The 14,218-nt window shown below is 58.3% G+C and carries 11 protein-coding genes and 1 pseudogene; 10 read left to right on the top strand and 2 right to left on the bottom strand.

The features are described 5' to 3' along the window. Window positions 1–142: 142 nt before the first annotated feature. The 8 genes and pseudogenes from AB7813_RS14225 to AB7813_RS14190 all read left to right on the top strand — a co-directional run. Window positions 143–322, top strand: a pseudogene (locus AB7813_RS14225) (PilZ domain-containing protein); the annotation flags it as partial. A 261-nt stretch (window positions 323–583) separates the two neighbouring features. Further along, on the top strand, window positions 584–3,127 hold the full coding sequence (gene uvrA / locus AB7813_RS14220; protein WP_184511666.1) for an excinuclease ABC subunit UvrA: 2,544 nt from the start codon (window positions 584–586) through the stop codon (window positions 3,125–3,127). 264 nt (window positions 3,128–3,391) lie between these two features. Next, the gene (locus AB7813_RS14215; protein WP_120286829.1) at window positions 3,392–3,799 is read left to right on the top strand and encodes a BLUF domain-containing protein; all 408 of its coding nucleotides are present in this window, start codon (window positions 3,392–3,394) and stop codon (window positions 3,797–3,799) included. A gap of 654 nt (window positions 3,800–4,453) precedes the next feature. Continuing rightward, window positions 4,454–4,702 carry a hypothetical protein gene (locus AB7813_RS14210; RefSeq protein ID WP_149532895.1) on the top strand — a complete coding sequence of 83 codons (249 nt, stop codon included), beginning with the start codon at window positions 4,454–4,456 and terminating at the stop codon, window positions 4,700–4,702. Beyond that, window positions 4,702–5,316, top strand: a complete 615-nt coding sequence (locus AB7813_RS14205) for a cell envelope biogenesis protein TolA (protein ID WP_441228185.1) — start codon at window positions 4,702–4,704, stop codon at window positions 5,314–5,316. The genes AB7813_RS14210 and AB7813_RS14205 overlap by 1 nt, the downstream gene beginning before the upstream one ends. 246 nt (window positions 5,317–5,562) lie before the next feature. Continuing rightward, a complete protein-coding gene (locus AB7813_RS14200) occupies window positions 5,563–6,120 on the top strand; it encodes an alpha-ketoglutarate-dependent dioxygenase AlkB (RefSeq protein ID WP_068738783.1) in 558 nt (185 codons plus the stop codon). A gap of 28 nt (window positions 6,121–6,148) precedes the next feature. Further along, window positions 6,149–7,393 carry a DUF763 domain-containing protein gene (locus tag AB7813_RS14195; protein ID WP_120286824.1) on the top strand — a complete coding sequence of 415 codons (1,245 nt, stop codon included), beginning with the start codon at window positions 6,149–6,151 and terminating at the stop codon, window positions 7,391–7,393. Continuing rightward, a complete protein-coding gene (locus AB7813_RS14190; RefSeq protein ID WP_441228184.1) occupies window positions 7,390–8,079 on the top strand; it encodes an alpha/beta hydrolase family protein in 690 nt (229 codons plus the stop codon). Before AB7813_RS14195 ends, AB7813_RS14190 begins: the two co-directional genes overlap by 4 nt. A gap of 31 nt (window positions 8,080–8,110) precedes the next feature. On the opposite strand, the gene rpoH is transcribed toward AB7813_RS14190, so the two are convergent. Together rpoH and AB7813_RS14180 are read right to left on the bottom strand one after the other, a co-directional pair. Then, window positions 8,111–8,992, bottom strand: a complete 882-nt coding sequence (rpoH, locus tag AB7813_RS14185) for an RNA polymerase sigma factor RpoH (RefSeq protein WP_439059641.1) — start codon at window positions 8,990–8,992, stop codon at window positions 8,111–8,113. 111 nt (window positions 8,993–9,103) lie between these two features. Beyond that, the gene (locus tag AB7813_RS14180; protein ID WP_441228975.1) at window positions 9,104–9,556 is read right to left on the bottom strand and encodes an Hsp20 family protein; all 453 of its coding nucleotides are present in this window, start codon (window positions 9,554–9,556) and stop codon (window positions 9,104–9,106) included. Window positions 9,557–10,221: 665 nt separating this feature from the next. Here AB7813_RS14180 and AB7813_RS14175 point away from each other — a divergent pair. Together AB7813_RS14175 and AB7813_RS14170 are read left to right on the top strand one after the other, a co-directional pair. Next, a complete protein-coding gene (locus AB7813_RS14175; RefSeq protein WP_441228183.1) occupies window positions 10,222–13,404 on the top strand; it encodes a GAF domain-containing protein in 3,183 nt (1,060 codons plus the stop codon). 353 nt (window positions 13,405–13,757) lie between these two features. Continuing rightward, a complete protein-coding gene (locus AB7813_RS14170; RefSeq protein WP_439064762.1) occupies window positions 13,758–14,096 on the top strand; it encodes an integration host factor subunit beta in 339 nt (112 codons plus the stop codon). Window positions 14,097–14,218: the final 122 nt, after the last annotated feature.

The following is a 14,218-nucleotide window of genomic DNA, read 5'->3' as shown; positions in this document are numbered from 1 at the left end:
TCCGCCGGGTCTGACGTTTATGTTTTTTCCCCGTCCGTATTTGGGTTAGTGGTGCTCAATATCCTGAGGAGATAGAGCCTCCAGTGCTCCTACCGCTACCAGTTTCGGCAGCGTTCGTTTCGAGCGCGGTGTCTACGTCCAAATGACGGCGATCGATGGTTCGCGGCGCCGCTCATGCGTCATGAGGGATGTATCGACATACGGAGCCACGCTGACGACTAAGGCGTCGATCGAAGGCCTTAACCTCTGCGAATTCTTCCTCCTATTATCCACTACCGGACTCGCTTTTCGCAGGTGCGAATTAGCTGGCGTCAAAGGCGATGTTTTCGAAAGGGGCGAAGAAGAAGCCTCAGTCGGTTAAAGCGGAATGGCGCCAGCAACCGATCGACCACGACGGCGCGCAGGATGGCCACGCCCGACCAATTGCAAAGGCTTGAATAAGGATCAACTCCGGGGCGATGAAGTATGTAGTCGCTATGACAAACAATGCTACCGGCCGGAAGCTCCGTGTGGGGAACGGAACTCGTCCGCCAAAGTTTCATCTGCGGTTGATATCACACGCCAATTTGCGCGGAAGGGCAAGATGCACGCAGGAAGAGGTGGTTCGTACGGTGCCGACTCGGCCGTCGATGAGGGCTTCGTGCGTGTTCGCGGAGCTCGCGAGCACAATCTGAAGAATATCGACGTCGACATTCCCCGCAATGCACTTGTCGTTTTTACAGGGGTGTCGGGATCGGGCAAGTCCTCGCTGGCCTTCGGCACGCTCTATGCCGAGGCGCAGCGGCGTTATCTTGAGTCGGTGTCCCCTTACGCGAGAAGATTGTTCAATCAGATGTCCATTCCTGAGGTGGACGAAATCGAAGGTCTACCACCAGCCGTGGCTTTACAGCAGCAACGCGGATCTCCGACGACACGCTCGTCGGTCGGCAGCGTGACGACATTGTCGAACCTGCTGCGCATGCTGTATTCGCGCGCCGGCGACTACCCGCGTGGACAACCACTGCTCTATGCCGAGTCATTTTCGCCCAACACTCCCGAAGGAGCTTGTCCTCACTGTCACGGAATCGGTCGGATCCACGATATTACCGAGGCCTCGATGGTCCCCGATGACAAGCTCACCATACGGGAGCGAGCCGTGGCGGCTTGGCCGAGTGCCTGGCAGGGACAAAATCTGAGGGACATCCTGGTAACTCTCGGTCATGACGTAGACACGCCCTGGCGCAAACTGCCGAAGAAGACCCGCGACTGGATACTCTTTACCGAGGAACAGCCCACCGTCCCGGTATATGCAGGCTACACGCCAGCTGAGGTGAGGCGAGCCCTCAAACGCAAGGAAGAGCCGAGTTATCACGGCACCTTCACCGGCGCGCGCAAATACGTCTTGCAGACGTTCGCAACAACGCAGAGCGCGATGATGAAGAGGCGGGTTTCGCAATTCATGCTGAGCGGCCGTTGCCCGGTATGTCGGGGAAAACGGCTTAAGCCCGAAGCTCTCTCGGTCAAATTCGCAGGCTTGGATATTGCGGAACTGTCTGAGCTTCCTTTAAGGGGCGTTCGCGAGTTGATCGTGCCGTATCTCGAAGGCAAAGCTCATACGCCCAAAGACCATCCGGAAAAAGCTCTCGTGGTCCAGCGCATCCTGGAAGATCTGAACGGGAGATTGGCGGTTCTGCTCGATCTCGGCCTGGGATATCTCGCCCTCGAGCGCAGCACGCCGACACTGTCCCCCGGCGAATTGCAGCGGCTCCGGCTGGCGACCCAAGTCAGGTCGAACCTGTTTGGCGTGGTGTATGTTCTGGATGAGCCCTCCGCTGGGCTTCATCCAGCCGACACCGAAGCTCTCCTGCGAGCGCTGGACCGGCTCAAGGCAGCAGGCAATTCGCTTTTCGTCGTCGAACATGAATTGGATGTCGTCCGCCACGCGGACTGGATAGTCGATGTCGGCCCCGCCGCGGGCGTTCACGGGGGCGAGGTGCTTTACAGCGGTATCCCTAAAGGACTTGCCGGCGTCGAGGCGTCTCAAACAAGGCGCCATCTGTTCGGAAACGCGACGGCCATCGACCGCACGCGCCGTCTCCCGCGAGGTCAGCTACAACTTCGCGGTGTCACCCGCAACAATCTCAACGACCTCGACGTCGACATTCCTGTCGGTGTGTTTACCGCGGTGACCGGCATCTCGGGGTCGGGCAAGTCCAGCTTGATCACTCAATTTCTGGTCGAGAAGGTTGGGGAAATATTGGGGCACAAGAGCGGCGAAGAGGACCGGGGCGCTCCGGACGAAGGAGACCTTCTGGAAACCGCCATTCAAACGCTTGGCGGCAACATCGTCGGGGGCATGGAGCACGTAAAACGTCTCGTTGTCGTCGATCAAAAGCCGATCGGGCGCACCCCGCGGTCGAATCTCGCCACCTATACAGGGCTTTTCGATCACGTCAGAAAGCTGTTCGCGGCCACGAAGCAGGCCAAGACACGGCACTATGATGCCGGCCGCTTTTCTTTCAATGTCGCCAAAGGACGTTGCGAAACCTGTCAGGGAGAAGGCTTCGTCACCGTCGAATTGCTTTTCCTCCCGTCAGTCTACGCGCCATGTCCGACCTGTCATGGGTCGCGCTACAACGCGAAGACGTTGGAAATCAAGATCCGGGACAAATCCATTGCCGACGTGTTGGGCATGACGGTGGACGATGCGCTCGCGTTTTTCGAGAAAGATGCGCTACTCGCACGTTCGCTCGGTGTCATTCGAGAGGTCGGCCTCGGTTATATCAAACTCGGTCAGTCGGCAACGGAACTCAGTGGCGGCGAAGCCCAACGGATCAAGCTCGCTACCGAATTGCAACGAGCTCAGCGGGGGTCGGCACTATATGTACTGGATGAGCCGACGACTGGATTGCATCCCTCAGACATCGAAAAGCTAATGCTGCAGCTTCAAGGCCTGGTGGATGCCGGTAACACGGTGGTCGTCGTCGAACACGATATGGCAGTGGTCGCCGAAAGTGATTGGGTAATCGATATGGGCCCCGGCGCAGGCAATGAGGGCGGATCCGTCGTGACCGCTGGCGAACCGCAACATGTTGCGCGCAACGCCGAAAGCCGCACGGCCAAATTTCTGGAAGCCTCAATCGGTTAGAGACCCGATCAACTTACTCCCGTCTTTCTGAAGAAGCCGGCGCCAGACATGGCTTATCGCAACGTCACCGGGATCGTACCGTAAAATGGGGTGAGCGGGCATTGAAGCCGCCGTGGTCATGGACAAGTCGGCGGGCCAACCGTCAAACTTGATGACACCTGTCCCGGCGAGCTCAGGGGCGCGGCCGGTCAGGGGCGGCGTGATCGTCTACGGCACGATTGAACTCTCTTTGGAACCCGGCGTTGACGGGTATGGAGGTCGTTCGTGTTTCGAATTTTGTATCTTAGCACTGCAAATGAGCCATTTTCATCCGGGGATCTTTCCGAGCTACTGCAAAAGGCAAGGGCCCGGAATGATGCGGCGCATATAACAGGCATGCTTGTCCATTCGGACGGCGACTTTCTTCAGGTGCTTGAGGGAGAGCCGGATAATGTAATCGAAGTTTACAGCCGCATCAGCGTCGATCCGCGGCATCGAGATATCAGCTTGCTCCAGCGCGGCCTTGCATATGGTGATCGACTGTTTCCGAACTGGGCAATGGGCTTCAAGCGGGTGCCGGATCAGACCTTAGTTAACGAGGCCGTTGGGTTGAACGGCCGTGTGAAATTGCGATATCTAGATGCTATGTCGGCTCTGGATTTCCTGTTGGCGTGCAGCCAAAACCAGACCTAAACAATCCCTCAGATGGGCGCCCTGAACTTGAGATGGACCTCCAACCTGATGTCTGGCACCTGAGGGGAAGCGCCGAAGCCGCGTGCGTCTCCACGAATGATGGCCCCGGCGAAGCTCAGCGTCGCCTCGTCCAGCCCGAACAGGGACGGGATTTCGTTGGCGTGACGCGATGTCCGCACAGTCGCTTCGAACTTCCCGTCTCGTTGCGAGTAAGCGCCTTTGTACAGCAGAGAAGAATCGCCCCCAAGCAAAACGCCGTCACAGAGCACGACGACGCCGGCACCTCCGGACCCACCGAGACCGGCATTGAACGCAATGCTATAGAGCCCATTTTGTAGCAACGACCTACGCCCTTTGGCCGCGGTGGATAGCTACTTGCAATCGCTCAACTCGCTGTCTGGTTCCATCGACCCGAGGCTTTAGAACACGCCTTCGAAAGTCCGGCGACCGCCGGTATCGCCGACGGAAGCTCTGACGCAAGGCATGGTGAATGCCTTTCCCACCGAGAAGGAACTCAAGAATAGCTTAGCTGTTTTCAAGCCGTGCCCGACGATGACAACATTCTCGAATGTCAAAACACCGAAACGGCATGTCTGATTTCCGGTCAACGCCAAATCCCATTCTCGGAACGAAATGCCCTAGAGAGACGTGACTATGTCGAAGAACACGAACGACGCCGAGACTCTATCCATGTGGGCGACGGATATCCTCCTTGAGGCCCACGCCATCGCGCCCTGTCCGGATCACGGCTATCTGCGCCTTCGTCACAGCCACCATGCCGTGGATTATGCAAGATCGATCGCCGAACATCGAAAGTTCTCCGGTAAGAACAAGGAGCAACGGGTGAAAGCCATCGAGAAAGTACTCGATGGCCTAGCGGACACCTGTCCGGCCTGCGAGTGATGGCCCGGAAGCTCAAGACCTACCAGACATCGATCGGCTTTTTCGACCTGGCCGTTGCCGCGCCGTCCATGAAGGCCGCGCTCGAGATCTGGGGCGCCGACAGCAACCTGTTTCACCAGGGCTTCGCCGAGGAGACCGACGACCCTGCAATCGTCTCGGCAACAATCGCGCATCCCGGCATCGTTTTGCAGAGAGCAGTCGGCACCAATGGCGCGTTCAAGGAGACGAGCGAACTTCCGAAAGGCCTTGCGGCCGGCAAGAAAGTGTCAATTCCGCGGAAGCGGGTGGCTCCTCAGGCCAAAGCGACCAAAGTCGACAACGCGGAAGCACGTAGAGCCGCGGCCATCTTCGACAAACAGCAGCGGAAACGCGAAGCCGACCAGCGCAAGGAAGAGCGAGCCAGGATCAAGGAGCGAGAACGGAAAGCAGCGCAGGTTGCAAGCGCACAAGTAGCCTTTGATGCCGCTGAACAGGAGCACGACGCGAGAGATGCCGCGATACAGGCGGAACGCGACGAAATCGACAATCGCACGGAGGCCGAACGACGGCGCTGGGAGCAGCAACGGGAGAAGCTGGGCGCCGCGCTACGTCGGGCCAAGAAGGGCGGCGACTGAGGCGGGAATTGGAACGGAACTCCGATTGTTCGGTTTCGTAACCATGCAGCCTCGCAACATGGATACAATCTTCATTGCAACGGCTTTTCCACTGGCGCTTATTCTCCTCGCGATCGCGTACGCCCCGTTCTTATTTGGTTGGTTATGATGTGCGGGATCCCCCTGACCTTTGACTTTGCGCTGCGGCTCCATAAGTAGGTCGTAGATCCACAGCCTTGGTAGAATCCACTGTCCGACCAATTCAGTTTGTTTGCGGAAAACACGCCAGGTCCCGATGGACTCCGGTATGCCGAAGACTTCGTTTCGGCAGCGGAAGCGCTCGACCTTATAGCCCAAGTGGCCGACTTGCCCCTCCAGCCGTTTCAGTTCGGCCAGTATGAGGGCAAGCGTCGCGTAGCCTCCTTCGGGTTCAGCTACGACTATACGGCACGCCACCTCGTTGAAGCCGAGCCAATTCCTCAATGGCTCTCCGATGTCTCACATCGCGTCGAGACTTTCGGTGGACCCAGTACGCGAATACAGCAAGTCCTCTGCACCGAATACGACGTCGGCGTCGGGATCGGTTGGCACAGGGACAAGCCGCACTTCGACCGGATCTTCGGCCTGTCGCTGGGCGCGATATGCAAGTTCCGATTTCGCAGGCCCGCTTCGACCAAGTTCGAGCGTTTCACCCTCGAAGCGAAGTCTCGTTCGATCTACATGATGTCCGGCGAGGCGCGGTCGGTATGGGAACACAGCATTCCGGCCGTCGAAGCCAAACGCTACTCCATCACCTTCCGGACGATGGTCGAGCGTAGCCCCTAAATGGCAAAGAATCGGATATCGAGGACGAATGGCGAAACGGACCGGCAGCGCCGATCTTCCTTTGCATGGTGGACGGGTTCCGCCATGGCTGGCCTCGCGCATGTCAGCGCTCGGTGCCATCGTCACCCAGGCGATCGTCCACCATTACGGTCGCGACGAATTTTTGCGGCGGCTGTCCCATCCGTTCTGGTTTCAATCCTTCGGTGCCGTGATGGGAATGGACTGGCATTCGTCCGGGATCACGACCAGCGTCATCGGTGCTCTCAAGCGCGGCCTAGGTCCGCTGCAGGACGAACTCGGCATCCACGTCTGCGGAGGTCGGGGCCAGCATTCGCGGAAAACTCCTGACGAACTTCACGCGCTCGGCGACCGCATCGGATTCGACGGGGCCGCCCTGACGCGCGCGAGCCGTCTCGTCGCCAAGGTCGATAGCGCAGCGGTCCAGGATGGCTTCGATCTCTACCTGCACGGCTTCTTCGTCACCGACGAGGGCAAATGGACGGTGGTCCAGCAGGGCATGAACGGCGACAAGAAACAGGCCCGTCGCTATCATTGGCATTCCGAGAACCTGACGAGTTTCGTCGATGAACCGCACAGCGCCATCGATGGTCCGTTTCAAGGAAACGTCGTCAATCTGACGGATGGGCGCGCCGCGCCTTCCCGAACAGCGCAACTGGACCTGCTGATGGCTTTGGGGCCCGACGGCATCGTCGACGAGTTCGCGGCGCTGACTGGCAGCGCGCCTGCCCAGCCCCTCCTGCCGCATCTCGTCATGCCGGCGCATCACGATGTCCGCTCGAGCGATGTGTTCACCCGGCGCCTTCATGGCACGCTCGCCGCGGCTTCCGAGCGCGGGCCGCTCGACTTTCCCGAGCTACTGCTCACGCCGGGCGTCGGCGCACGGACGGTCCGCTCGCTTGCGATGGTGGCCGAGGTCGTCCATGGCGCGCCGTACCGCTTCCGCGACCCGGCGCGGTTTTCACTCGCCCATGGAGGCAAGGATCGTCACCCGTACCCGGTGCCGATCAAGGTCTACGACGAGACCATCCGCGTGCTGAAGACAGCCGTCCAGAACGCCAAGCTCGGCCGAGACGAGGAGATGCAGACTCTGAAACGGCTCGACGACCAGGCTCGCCGCCTCGAACAAACGGCAAGCGGTCCGTCCTTCGAGGATTTCGTGGATGGCGAATTACAGGCATCCTCCGCGCTCGGCGGTCGCTCGGTCTTCGGCTTGGAGGAGGAGCGATTCGGCGAGCGCTCGACAGCGAAATGAACACCCGGCTGCCGCGCGTAACGCCCCTGACGCTGAAGAGCAAGGACGCGCTCGCGCTTTCAGCCCTCCTGATGAAGCCGCGGAACGCGCAAGCCTGTTTCGTCTTCGCCCACGGTGCAGGCGCAGGCATGACGCACCCGTTCATGGAAGATGTCGCTGCAAAGCTTTATGGCCATGGCATCGCGACCTTGCGCTTCCAGTTCCCGTTCATGGAGAAGGGCAGCAAACGCCCCGACACTCCGGCTGTTGCGCATGCGGCCATACGATTGGCCGTGGCGGACGCCCGCCGTCGATGCCGCGGCATGCCTATTATCGCGGGTGGCAAGTCATTCGGCGGGCGCATGACCTCGCAGGCGCAAGCAGAAGATCCGATCGAAGATGTGCGCGGGCTGGCCTTTGTCGGTTTCCCCCTACATCCGACCGGTAAACCTTCGATCACAAGGGCCGAACACCTTGCAGGCATTCGGATCCCCATGCTCTTCATCCAGGGAACGCGTGATAAGTTGGCGGAGCCCGTGCTCCTTCGCCAAGTTTGCAAGGGACTGAGATCGAGGGCAACCTCTCACCTAATCGATGGCGCCGATCACGGCTTTCATATCCCGGCCCGCAGCGGACGGACCGACCAGGACGTAGTGGCGGAAATTGCGCTCACCATCTCCCAATGGGGGGAGCGCTTGGAAAGCTAATGTCGCCCCCGTCGAGCCCGCTCGGATCGAATTACTTCGCGCCCATGTCTCCGGCCAGCAAAGCTGCATACGCCCGGGCTTTTTCGAGTGCCCTGACTTCCACCTGCCGCACACGCTCGCGTGACACGCCCAGTTCTGCGGCCAGGTCGTCAAGTGTAAGAGGGGTATCCGACAGCCATCGTGCTTCGATGATACGCTGCTCTCTCGGTTTCAGATGGGCGAGCGCTTGCCCGAGGATCTGCCGCCTCCAGTTAAGTTCGCTGCGTTCCGCGACGTCGTCTTCAAAATTCGACGTTGGGTCGGCCAAGCGCTCCTGCCACTCAGCGCCTTCTTCTTCGTCCACTCGTGAAGCCGCATTGAGCGACATGTCTCCGAGGAACCGCCGGTTCATCTCAATGACCTCGCGTTCAGGCACATTCAAGCGGCGCGCTATCGTTGCTACGTGGTCGGGCTGCATATCGCCTTCTTCGAGCGCTGCGATCTTGCTCTTCAAGCGACGCAGGTTAAAGAACAGCCGCTTTTGGGTGGACTTGGCGCTAATCTGGACGATCGACCACGACCGCAGGATGTAATCTTGGATCGTTGCCTTGATCCACCAGGTGGCGTAGGTCGCAAGCTTGAAACCTTTAGAAGGATCAAATCGCTTCACGGCTTGCATCAGGCCGATGTTGCCTTCCGAAATGACATCAGCGATGGGCAGCCCATAGCCGCGATAGCGCATCGCCAATTTGGCGACCAGCCGGAGATGGCTGGTCACAAGATGATAGGCAGCGTTCCTGTCGCCGTGTTCGCGTAAGCGCCTGGCGTAGGCGAGCTCCTCTTCAGGTTTGAGGAGAGGAAACTGCTTGATCGCGGTGAGATAGTTTGTAAGGCCTTCTCCAGCGGCCAAGGCTGGAAGTGCGAACTGGGTCATCCCTGCCTCCTGTCGATTTCGCGAGTGATCAACGCGCCATGCCAAATGTCGCGCAAATCCGCGACGGCCGAAGCCATCGCGGAACGATTGCACGAAGTGATCGAATAGGCGTCAGGCCGCCTTGGCTTCAAGTTGCTCGACGTTTGAGCGCGGACCTGCGTTGATGGCGATCTTTCGCGGCTTCATGGCCTCGGGAATCTCGCGGATCAGGTTGATCTGCAGAAGGCCGTTCTCGAAAGTCGCGCTGGTTACCTGGACATGGTCGGCGAGGTTGAATTGCCGCTTGAACGCGCGACCAGAAATGCCCTGAAACAGGAAGTCACGCTTCTGTTCGCCTTTGCGGCCCTCGACCGTCAGAACGTTCTGCTCTGCCGTCAAGCTGATCTCGTCCGGCGAAAAACCCGCCAGAGCAAGCGAGATGAGGTATCGGTCATCCCCGACACGTTCGATATTGTATGGGGGGAAACTGTCCTCGTTCGCGCGCTGAGCGGCATCCACGAGGTCAAACAGGCGGTCGAAGCCAATGCTTGAGCGCCAAAGCGGAGCAAAGTCGTAAGCCTTCATAGCCAAATCCTCCAATGAGCAAGATGGGTATGAGCGGGCGCCGGACACCCCCGGCGTCCGCCTCACGCTGGACCCAACCTCTGGCGTCCAGCGCACCTAAAATAAAAAAAACTGGCGGAAAGTTTCAAGGGGGGTGGGGCAATTTTTTTTGGCTTCCGCGCGGACGAATTCTTGACCGCCCAGTCGACCGCTCTACATCGCTGATCGCCGTCTCAAACAGAAAGGAGTGAAGGAGGCGACCACTAAGCTTAACGTCGATCCATGACGCCTAGTAAGGGGCGATTAGCCGATTGCGGTCGAGACGACTGATCCCGCCAGATGCGGTGGGCTCCTAAAGCGCCGACGGGGGCGTTTCACCACTGGCTTTCCTTCTTCGACGGCAATGCCATCCGAATGCCCAAGCGGTATGAACGCATTCCTTGTCTGGGATGAACGGACTCCTCAACTCTCTGACAGTCCCAAACCCTATCAGCTGAATATTTGGCAATCGCGGCGGTCAGCTAACCTGGCCAAACGGGTAATTGGAACCTGACGGCCGGCAACGAATTGACCAAATTCCGAATTTTATTGAATTTATGGGGTCACGTGAGCCTTTTTCTCAGTCCCGTTCGAAACGCTTCGAGTCGTCGCGACCTTGTACAGCTGCCGCCAGCTGAGGCCTTGGCATGACGGCGATGATGGCTTCGGGGCTGCGCAGTGATGTGCTATCCACATTGGGCGATCATATCCGCCAGATATCAGACCCTGACGATCTTGCGTACGCCGCCGCGGAGACCTTGGGGCGGGCTCTCGGTGTCAGCCGCGCGGGTTACGGCACGATCGACCTTTCCGCTGAAACCATTACGATAAGCCGGGACTGGAATGCGCCGGGCATAAAAAGCCTTGCTGGGGTTCTGCAATTCCGGGATTACGGCAGCTACATTGAGGACTTGAAGCGCGGCGTAACCGTGGTGTTCGCAGACGCCGAAAAAGATGGTCGGGTAGGAGATCAGGCGAAGGCCCTTGAGCTTATTTCGGCACGCGCCTTGGTGAACATGCCCATCCTTGAGCCAAACGGCGTGGTGGCATTGCTCTATCTCAACAATGCCGAAGCACGAGAATGGTCAGACGCCGAACTTGACCTCATGCGGGAGGTCGCTGACCGGACCCGGACTGCGGTAGAACGGCGTAGGGCAGAGGCAACTATTCGGGCGAATGAAGCCCGTCTTGTCTTTCTGGATGACCTCGGCAAAGAAACTGCGAAGTGCCGGAGGGCCGACGAGATTCTATCAGTCACGACCCGGATGCTAGGCCAGCACCTCAATGTGTCTAACTGCGCCTATGCCGACATGGATGAAGATCAGGATGGCTTTACTATTCGCGGCGACTGGGCAGCACCTGGCGCGAAACACATCTTAGGTCACTACAGCCTTGCTGACTTCGGCAGAAAAGCTGTTCAGGAGCTGGGTAACGGCCGACCGCTGATCATCAATGACAATCTTGAAGAATTGGAGCCGGAAGAAGCCCGAACCTTCCAAGATATTGGGATCGGATCCACTATTTGCATGCCCTTCGTGAAAGAGGACCGCTTAACGGCATTGATGGCAATACATCATCAGGCCGCCCATCGCTGGGCGGCTGGCGAGCTGGCCCTGCTTGCGGAGGTTACCGAAAGGTCGTGGGCTCATATCGAGCGAGTCCGTTCAGAAGAAGCCGCGCGAGAAGCCGCAGAACGCCTCAGCCTAGCTAACAACGCAGCCGGTATCGGAACGTGGGACTTTGACCCGGTAAATAACGTCCTTCGCTGGGACGCGAGATGCAAAGCTCTGTTTGGCCTTTCATCCGAAGCCGAGATTTCATATGAAAAATCGTTTCTTGCGGGGCTGCATCCTGACGATCGCGAACGCGTTCATCGCGCGGTGACCAACACCTTGGACCCCTCCTCCTCGGCTGCATATCGCATCGAGTATCGGACGATTGGAATCGAGGACCGGATCGAACGATGGCTCGCCGCAACGGGTGACGCAATATTCGTCAATCACAACGCAGTGCGCTTTGTTGGCACTGTCATCGATATCACGGCGCGCAAGAAATCCGAACGACATCTCAGGATCTTGAATGACACGGGGGCAACCGTCGCCAGGGAACGCAATCTCGAGACCATCGTCCAGACCGTTACGGATGCCGGCCTGGAGCTCTGCGGTGCGGAATTTGGCGCGTTCTTCTACAATGTTCTCTCGCCCGAGGGCGAGAGCTACATGCTCTACGCGCTCTCCGGCGCGCCCCGGTCTGCATTCGCGAATTTTCCGATGCCGCGGAATACAGCAGTGTTTGAGCCGACGTTTCTTGGCACGGCGGTTGTACGATCAGAAAACATCCTCGCCGACCCGCGATACGGCAAGAACGCTCCCCGCAAAGGAATGCCCGAAGGCCACCTTCCGGTGCGCTCGTACCTTGCGGTACCGGTCATCTCACGCACCGGTGACGTTTTGGGGGGGCTGTTCTTCGGCCATCAGGAAATCGGCAAGTTCCAAGAAGAGCATGAGGCTGCTCTCTTGGGGATTGCGGGACACGCGGCGACGGCCATCGACAATGCGAGGCTGTTTGCGGCTGTCGAAAGGGAGCTCGCCGAGCGAAAACGGGCCGAGGCGGAGCTGCAGGCGCTCAATATCGATCTCGAGCAGCGCGTGGCCACAGAGATTGCCGAACGTTCGAAGGCGGAGGAGCAGCTGCGACAGGCCCAAAAGATGGAGGCGGTTGGCCAATTGACTGGCGGGATAGCTCACGACTTTAACAACATGCTCGCCGTGATCATCGGAGGCTTGAATCTAGCCCGCCGGAAGCTGGCAAAGGGTGACATTGACATCACCCGCTTCATTGACGGAGCCTTGGACGGCGCTAACCGGGCCGCTACCTTAACCCAGCGCTTGCTGGCTTTCTCCCGCCTGCAGCCCTTAGCTCCAGAAGTCATCGTAGTGAATCGTATGATCGCGGGTATGAGCGAGCTTCTCGATCGGTCGCTGGGCGAGACCATTGCAATCGAGACAGTGCTCGCAGCGGGGGTGTGGAACGTCCAAGCCGATCCGGCTCAACTTGAGAGCGCTTTACTCAACCTCGCGGTCAATGCGCGGGACGCGATGCCTCAAGGAGGAAAACTCACGATCGAAACGATGAACGCGTCTGTGGATGCGGCGTATGCCCGACAATACTCAATTGAACCGGGACAGTTCGTTCTCATCGCAGTGACCGACAGCGGTACCGGTATCAACAGCGATGTGCTGAGCAAAGTTTTTGATCCGTTCTACACGACCAAAGAAGTCGGAAAAGGCACGGGCCTTGGCCTTAGTCAAGTATACGGCTTCGTGCGTCAGTCGGGCGGTCATGTGAAGATTTATTCGGAACTTGATGTTGGCACCACCGTAAAAATCTACCTGCCGCGTTTCTACGGCGAGGTTACGACCGATGCTTCGACTGGCGCGGTGCGCGCAGACGTGGGGCAGCATCAAGAGCTGGTCCTGGTGGTTGAGGACGAAGAACGCGTGCGAGCGATCTCTGTCGAGACGCTTCGAGAACTTGGCTATTCGGTCATAGAAGCTGCAAGCGCGCGAGAAGCCATTCACCTCATTGAGAACGGCTCACGGCCCGATTTGGTTTTCACGGACGTTGTGATGCCCGAAATGACAGGCAGTGAGCTCGCAAAAGTCCTCCAACCGCTGTTGCCCGACGCCAAGATTTTGTTCACCACGGGCTATACGCGAAACGCCATAGTCCATAATGGCGTTCTGGATGCGGGTACGCATCTCATCTCAAAGCCTTATACAATCAACGATCTTGCAGAAAAGGTCAGGGCGTTGCTTGACGGCCTCTAAAACCAAAGCTGCGGCGCCTTAAGCTGAACGAAAACAACAGATACAGGAGCTCCGGCAGCCGACGTATTCCCCTCGATCGACGCGATCAATTGACGCTCCTCGGCTAATGCCCATCGGCCAGATCGAAGGTGCACGGAAGCCTCAATATCGGGAACAGACAGGAAATCGATTGGGATATCGCACTTGGATTATGTAAACAGAAGTGGTTGATTTGGTTCCGCTCCAAGATTGATGAGTGCAGATCAACAGGTCTCGCCGCGTCAGGTTTTTCGACGATTCCCCAATTTATTGCATCTTGACAGTGCAAGTCAGATCGAGGAAATGCGGCCTCCCGCCAAATTTCCGACGTCACGATGGTCAAATCCGAACTTGTTCAACGCATCGCTAAACATAACCCGCGCCTCTACCAGCGGGACCTTGAGAACATCGTGAACGCGATTCTCGATGAGATCGTCGCTGCGCTGGCACGCGGTGATCGGGCTGAGCTTCGCGGTTTCGGCGCATTCTCGGTAAGGCATCGCCCCGCTCGTGCAGGCCGCAACCCACGTACTGGAAAACATGTTACCGTGCACCAAAAGAGCCTTCCGTTCTTCAAGGCCGGAAAGGAAATGCGCGAGCGCCTGAATCGCGAAAATGCTGCGCCGGAAATGAGCGCTGCCTCAAGACCGGCCGCCGGTTTTTCGGGGAGCTAAACCAGCTTTGTCTAATCGTAGGGGAAAGTCTGAAAGCATTTTAGGCGCAATCGCCAAGGACCGGCGCTCTCCTCACGCGCAGATTTTTTCCTGTCTGGGGAAAATGCATACTGCGTATCACA

The sequence above is a fragment of the Tardiphaga sp. 20_F10_N6_6 genome (assembly GCF_052076045.1).
GTDB classification, from domain to species: domain Bacteria; phylum Pseudomonadota; class Alphaproteobacteria; order Rhizobiales; family Xanthobacteraceae; genus Tardiphaga; species Tardiphaga robiniae.
The sequence above is the reverse complement of the archived record's forward strand: the minus strand, read 5'-3'. Positions and strand labels throughout refer to the sequence as shown.

Coding starts and splice junctions, on each gene's coding strand:
- uvrA (WP_184511666.1), top strand. CDS start 584: ATGCACGCAGGAAGAGGTGGTTCGTACGGTGCCGACTCGGCCGTCGAT.
- AB7813_RS14210 (WP_149532895.1), top strand. CDS start 4,454: ATGTCGAAGAACACGAACGACGCCGAGACTCTATCCATGTGGGCGACG.
- AB7813_RS14205 (WP_441228185.1), top strand. CDS start 4,702: ATGGCCCGGAAGCTCAAGACCTACCAGACATCGATCGGCTTTTTCGAC.
- AB7813_RS14195 (WP_120286824.1), top strand. CDS start 6,149: ATGGCGAAACGGACCGGCAGCGCCGATCTTCCTTTGCATGGTGGACGG.
- AB7813_RS14190 (WP_441228184.1), top strand. CDS start 7,390: ATGAACACCCGGCTGCCGCGCGTAACGCCCCTGACGCTGAAGAGCAAG.
- rpoH (WP_439059641.1), bottom strand. CDS start 8,992: ATGACCCAGTTCGCACTTCCAGCCTTGGCCGCTGGAGAAGGCCTTACA.
- AB7813_RS14180 (WP_441228975.1), bottom strand. CDS start 9,556: ATGAAGGCTTACGACTTTGCTCCGCTTTGGCGCTCAAGCATTGGCTTC.
- AB7813_RS14175 (WP_441228183.1), top strand. CDS start 10,222: ATGACGGCGATGATGGCTTCGGGGCTGCGCAGTGATGTGCTATCCACA.
- AB7813_RS14170 (WP_439064762.1), top strand. CDS start 13,758: ATGGTCAAATCCGAACTTGTTCAACGCATCGCTAAACATAACCCGCGC.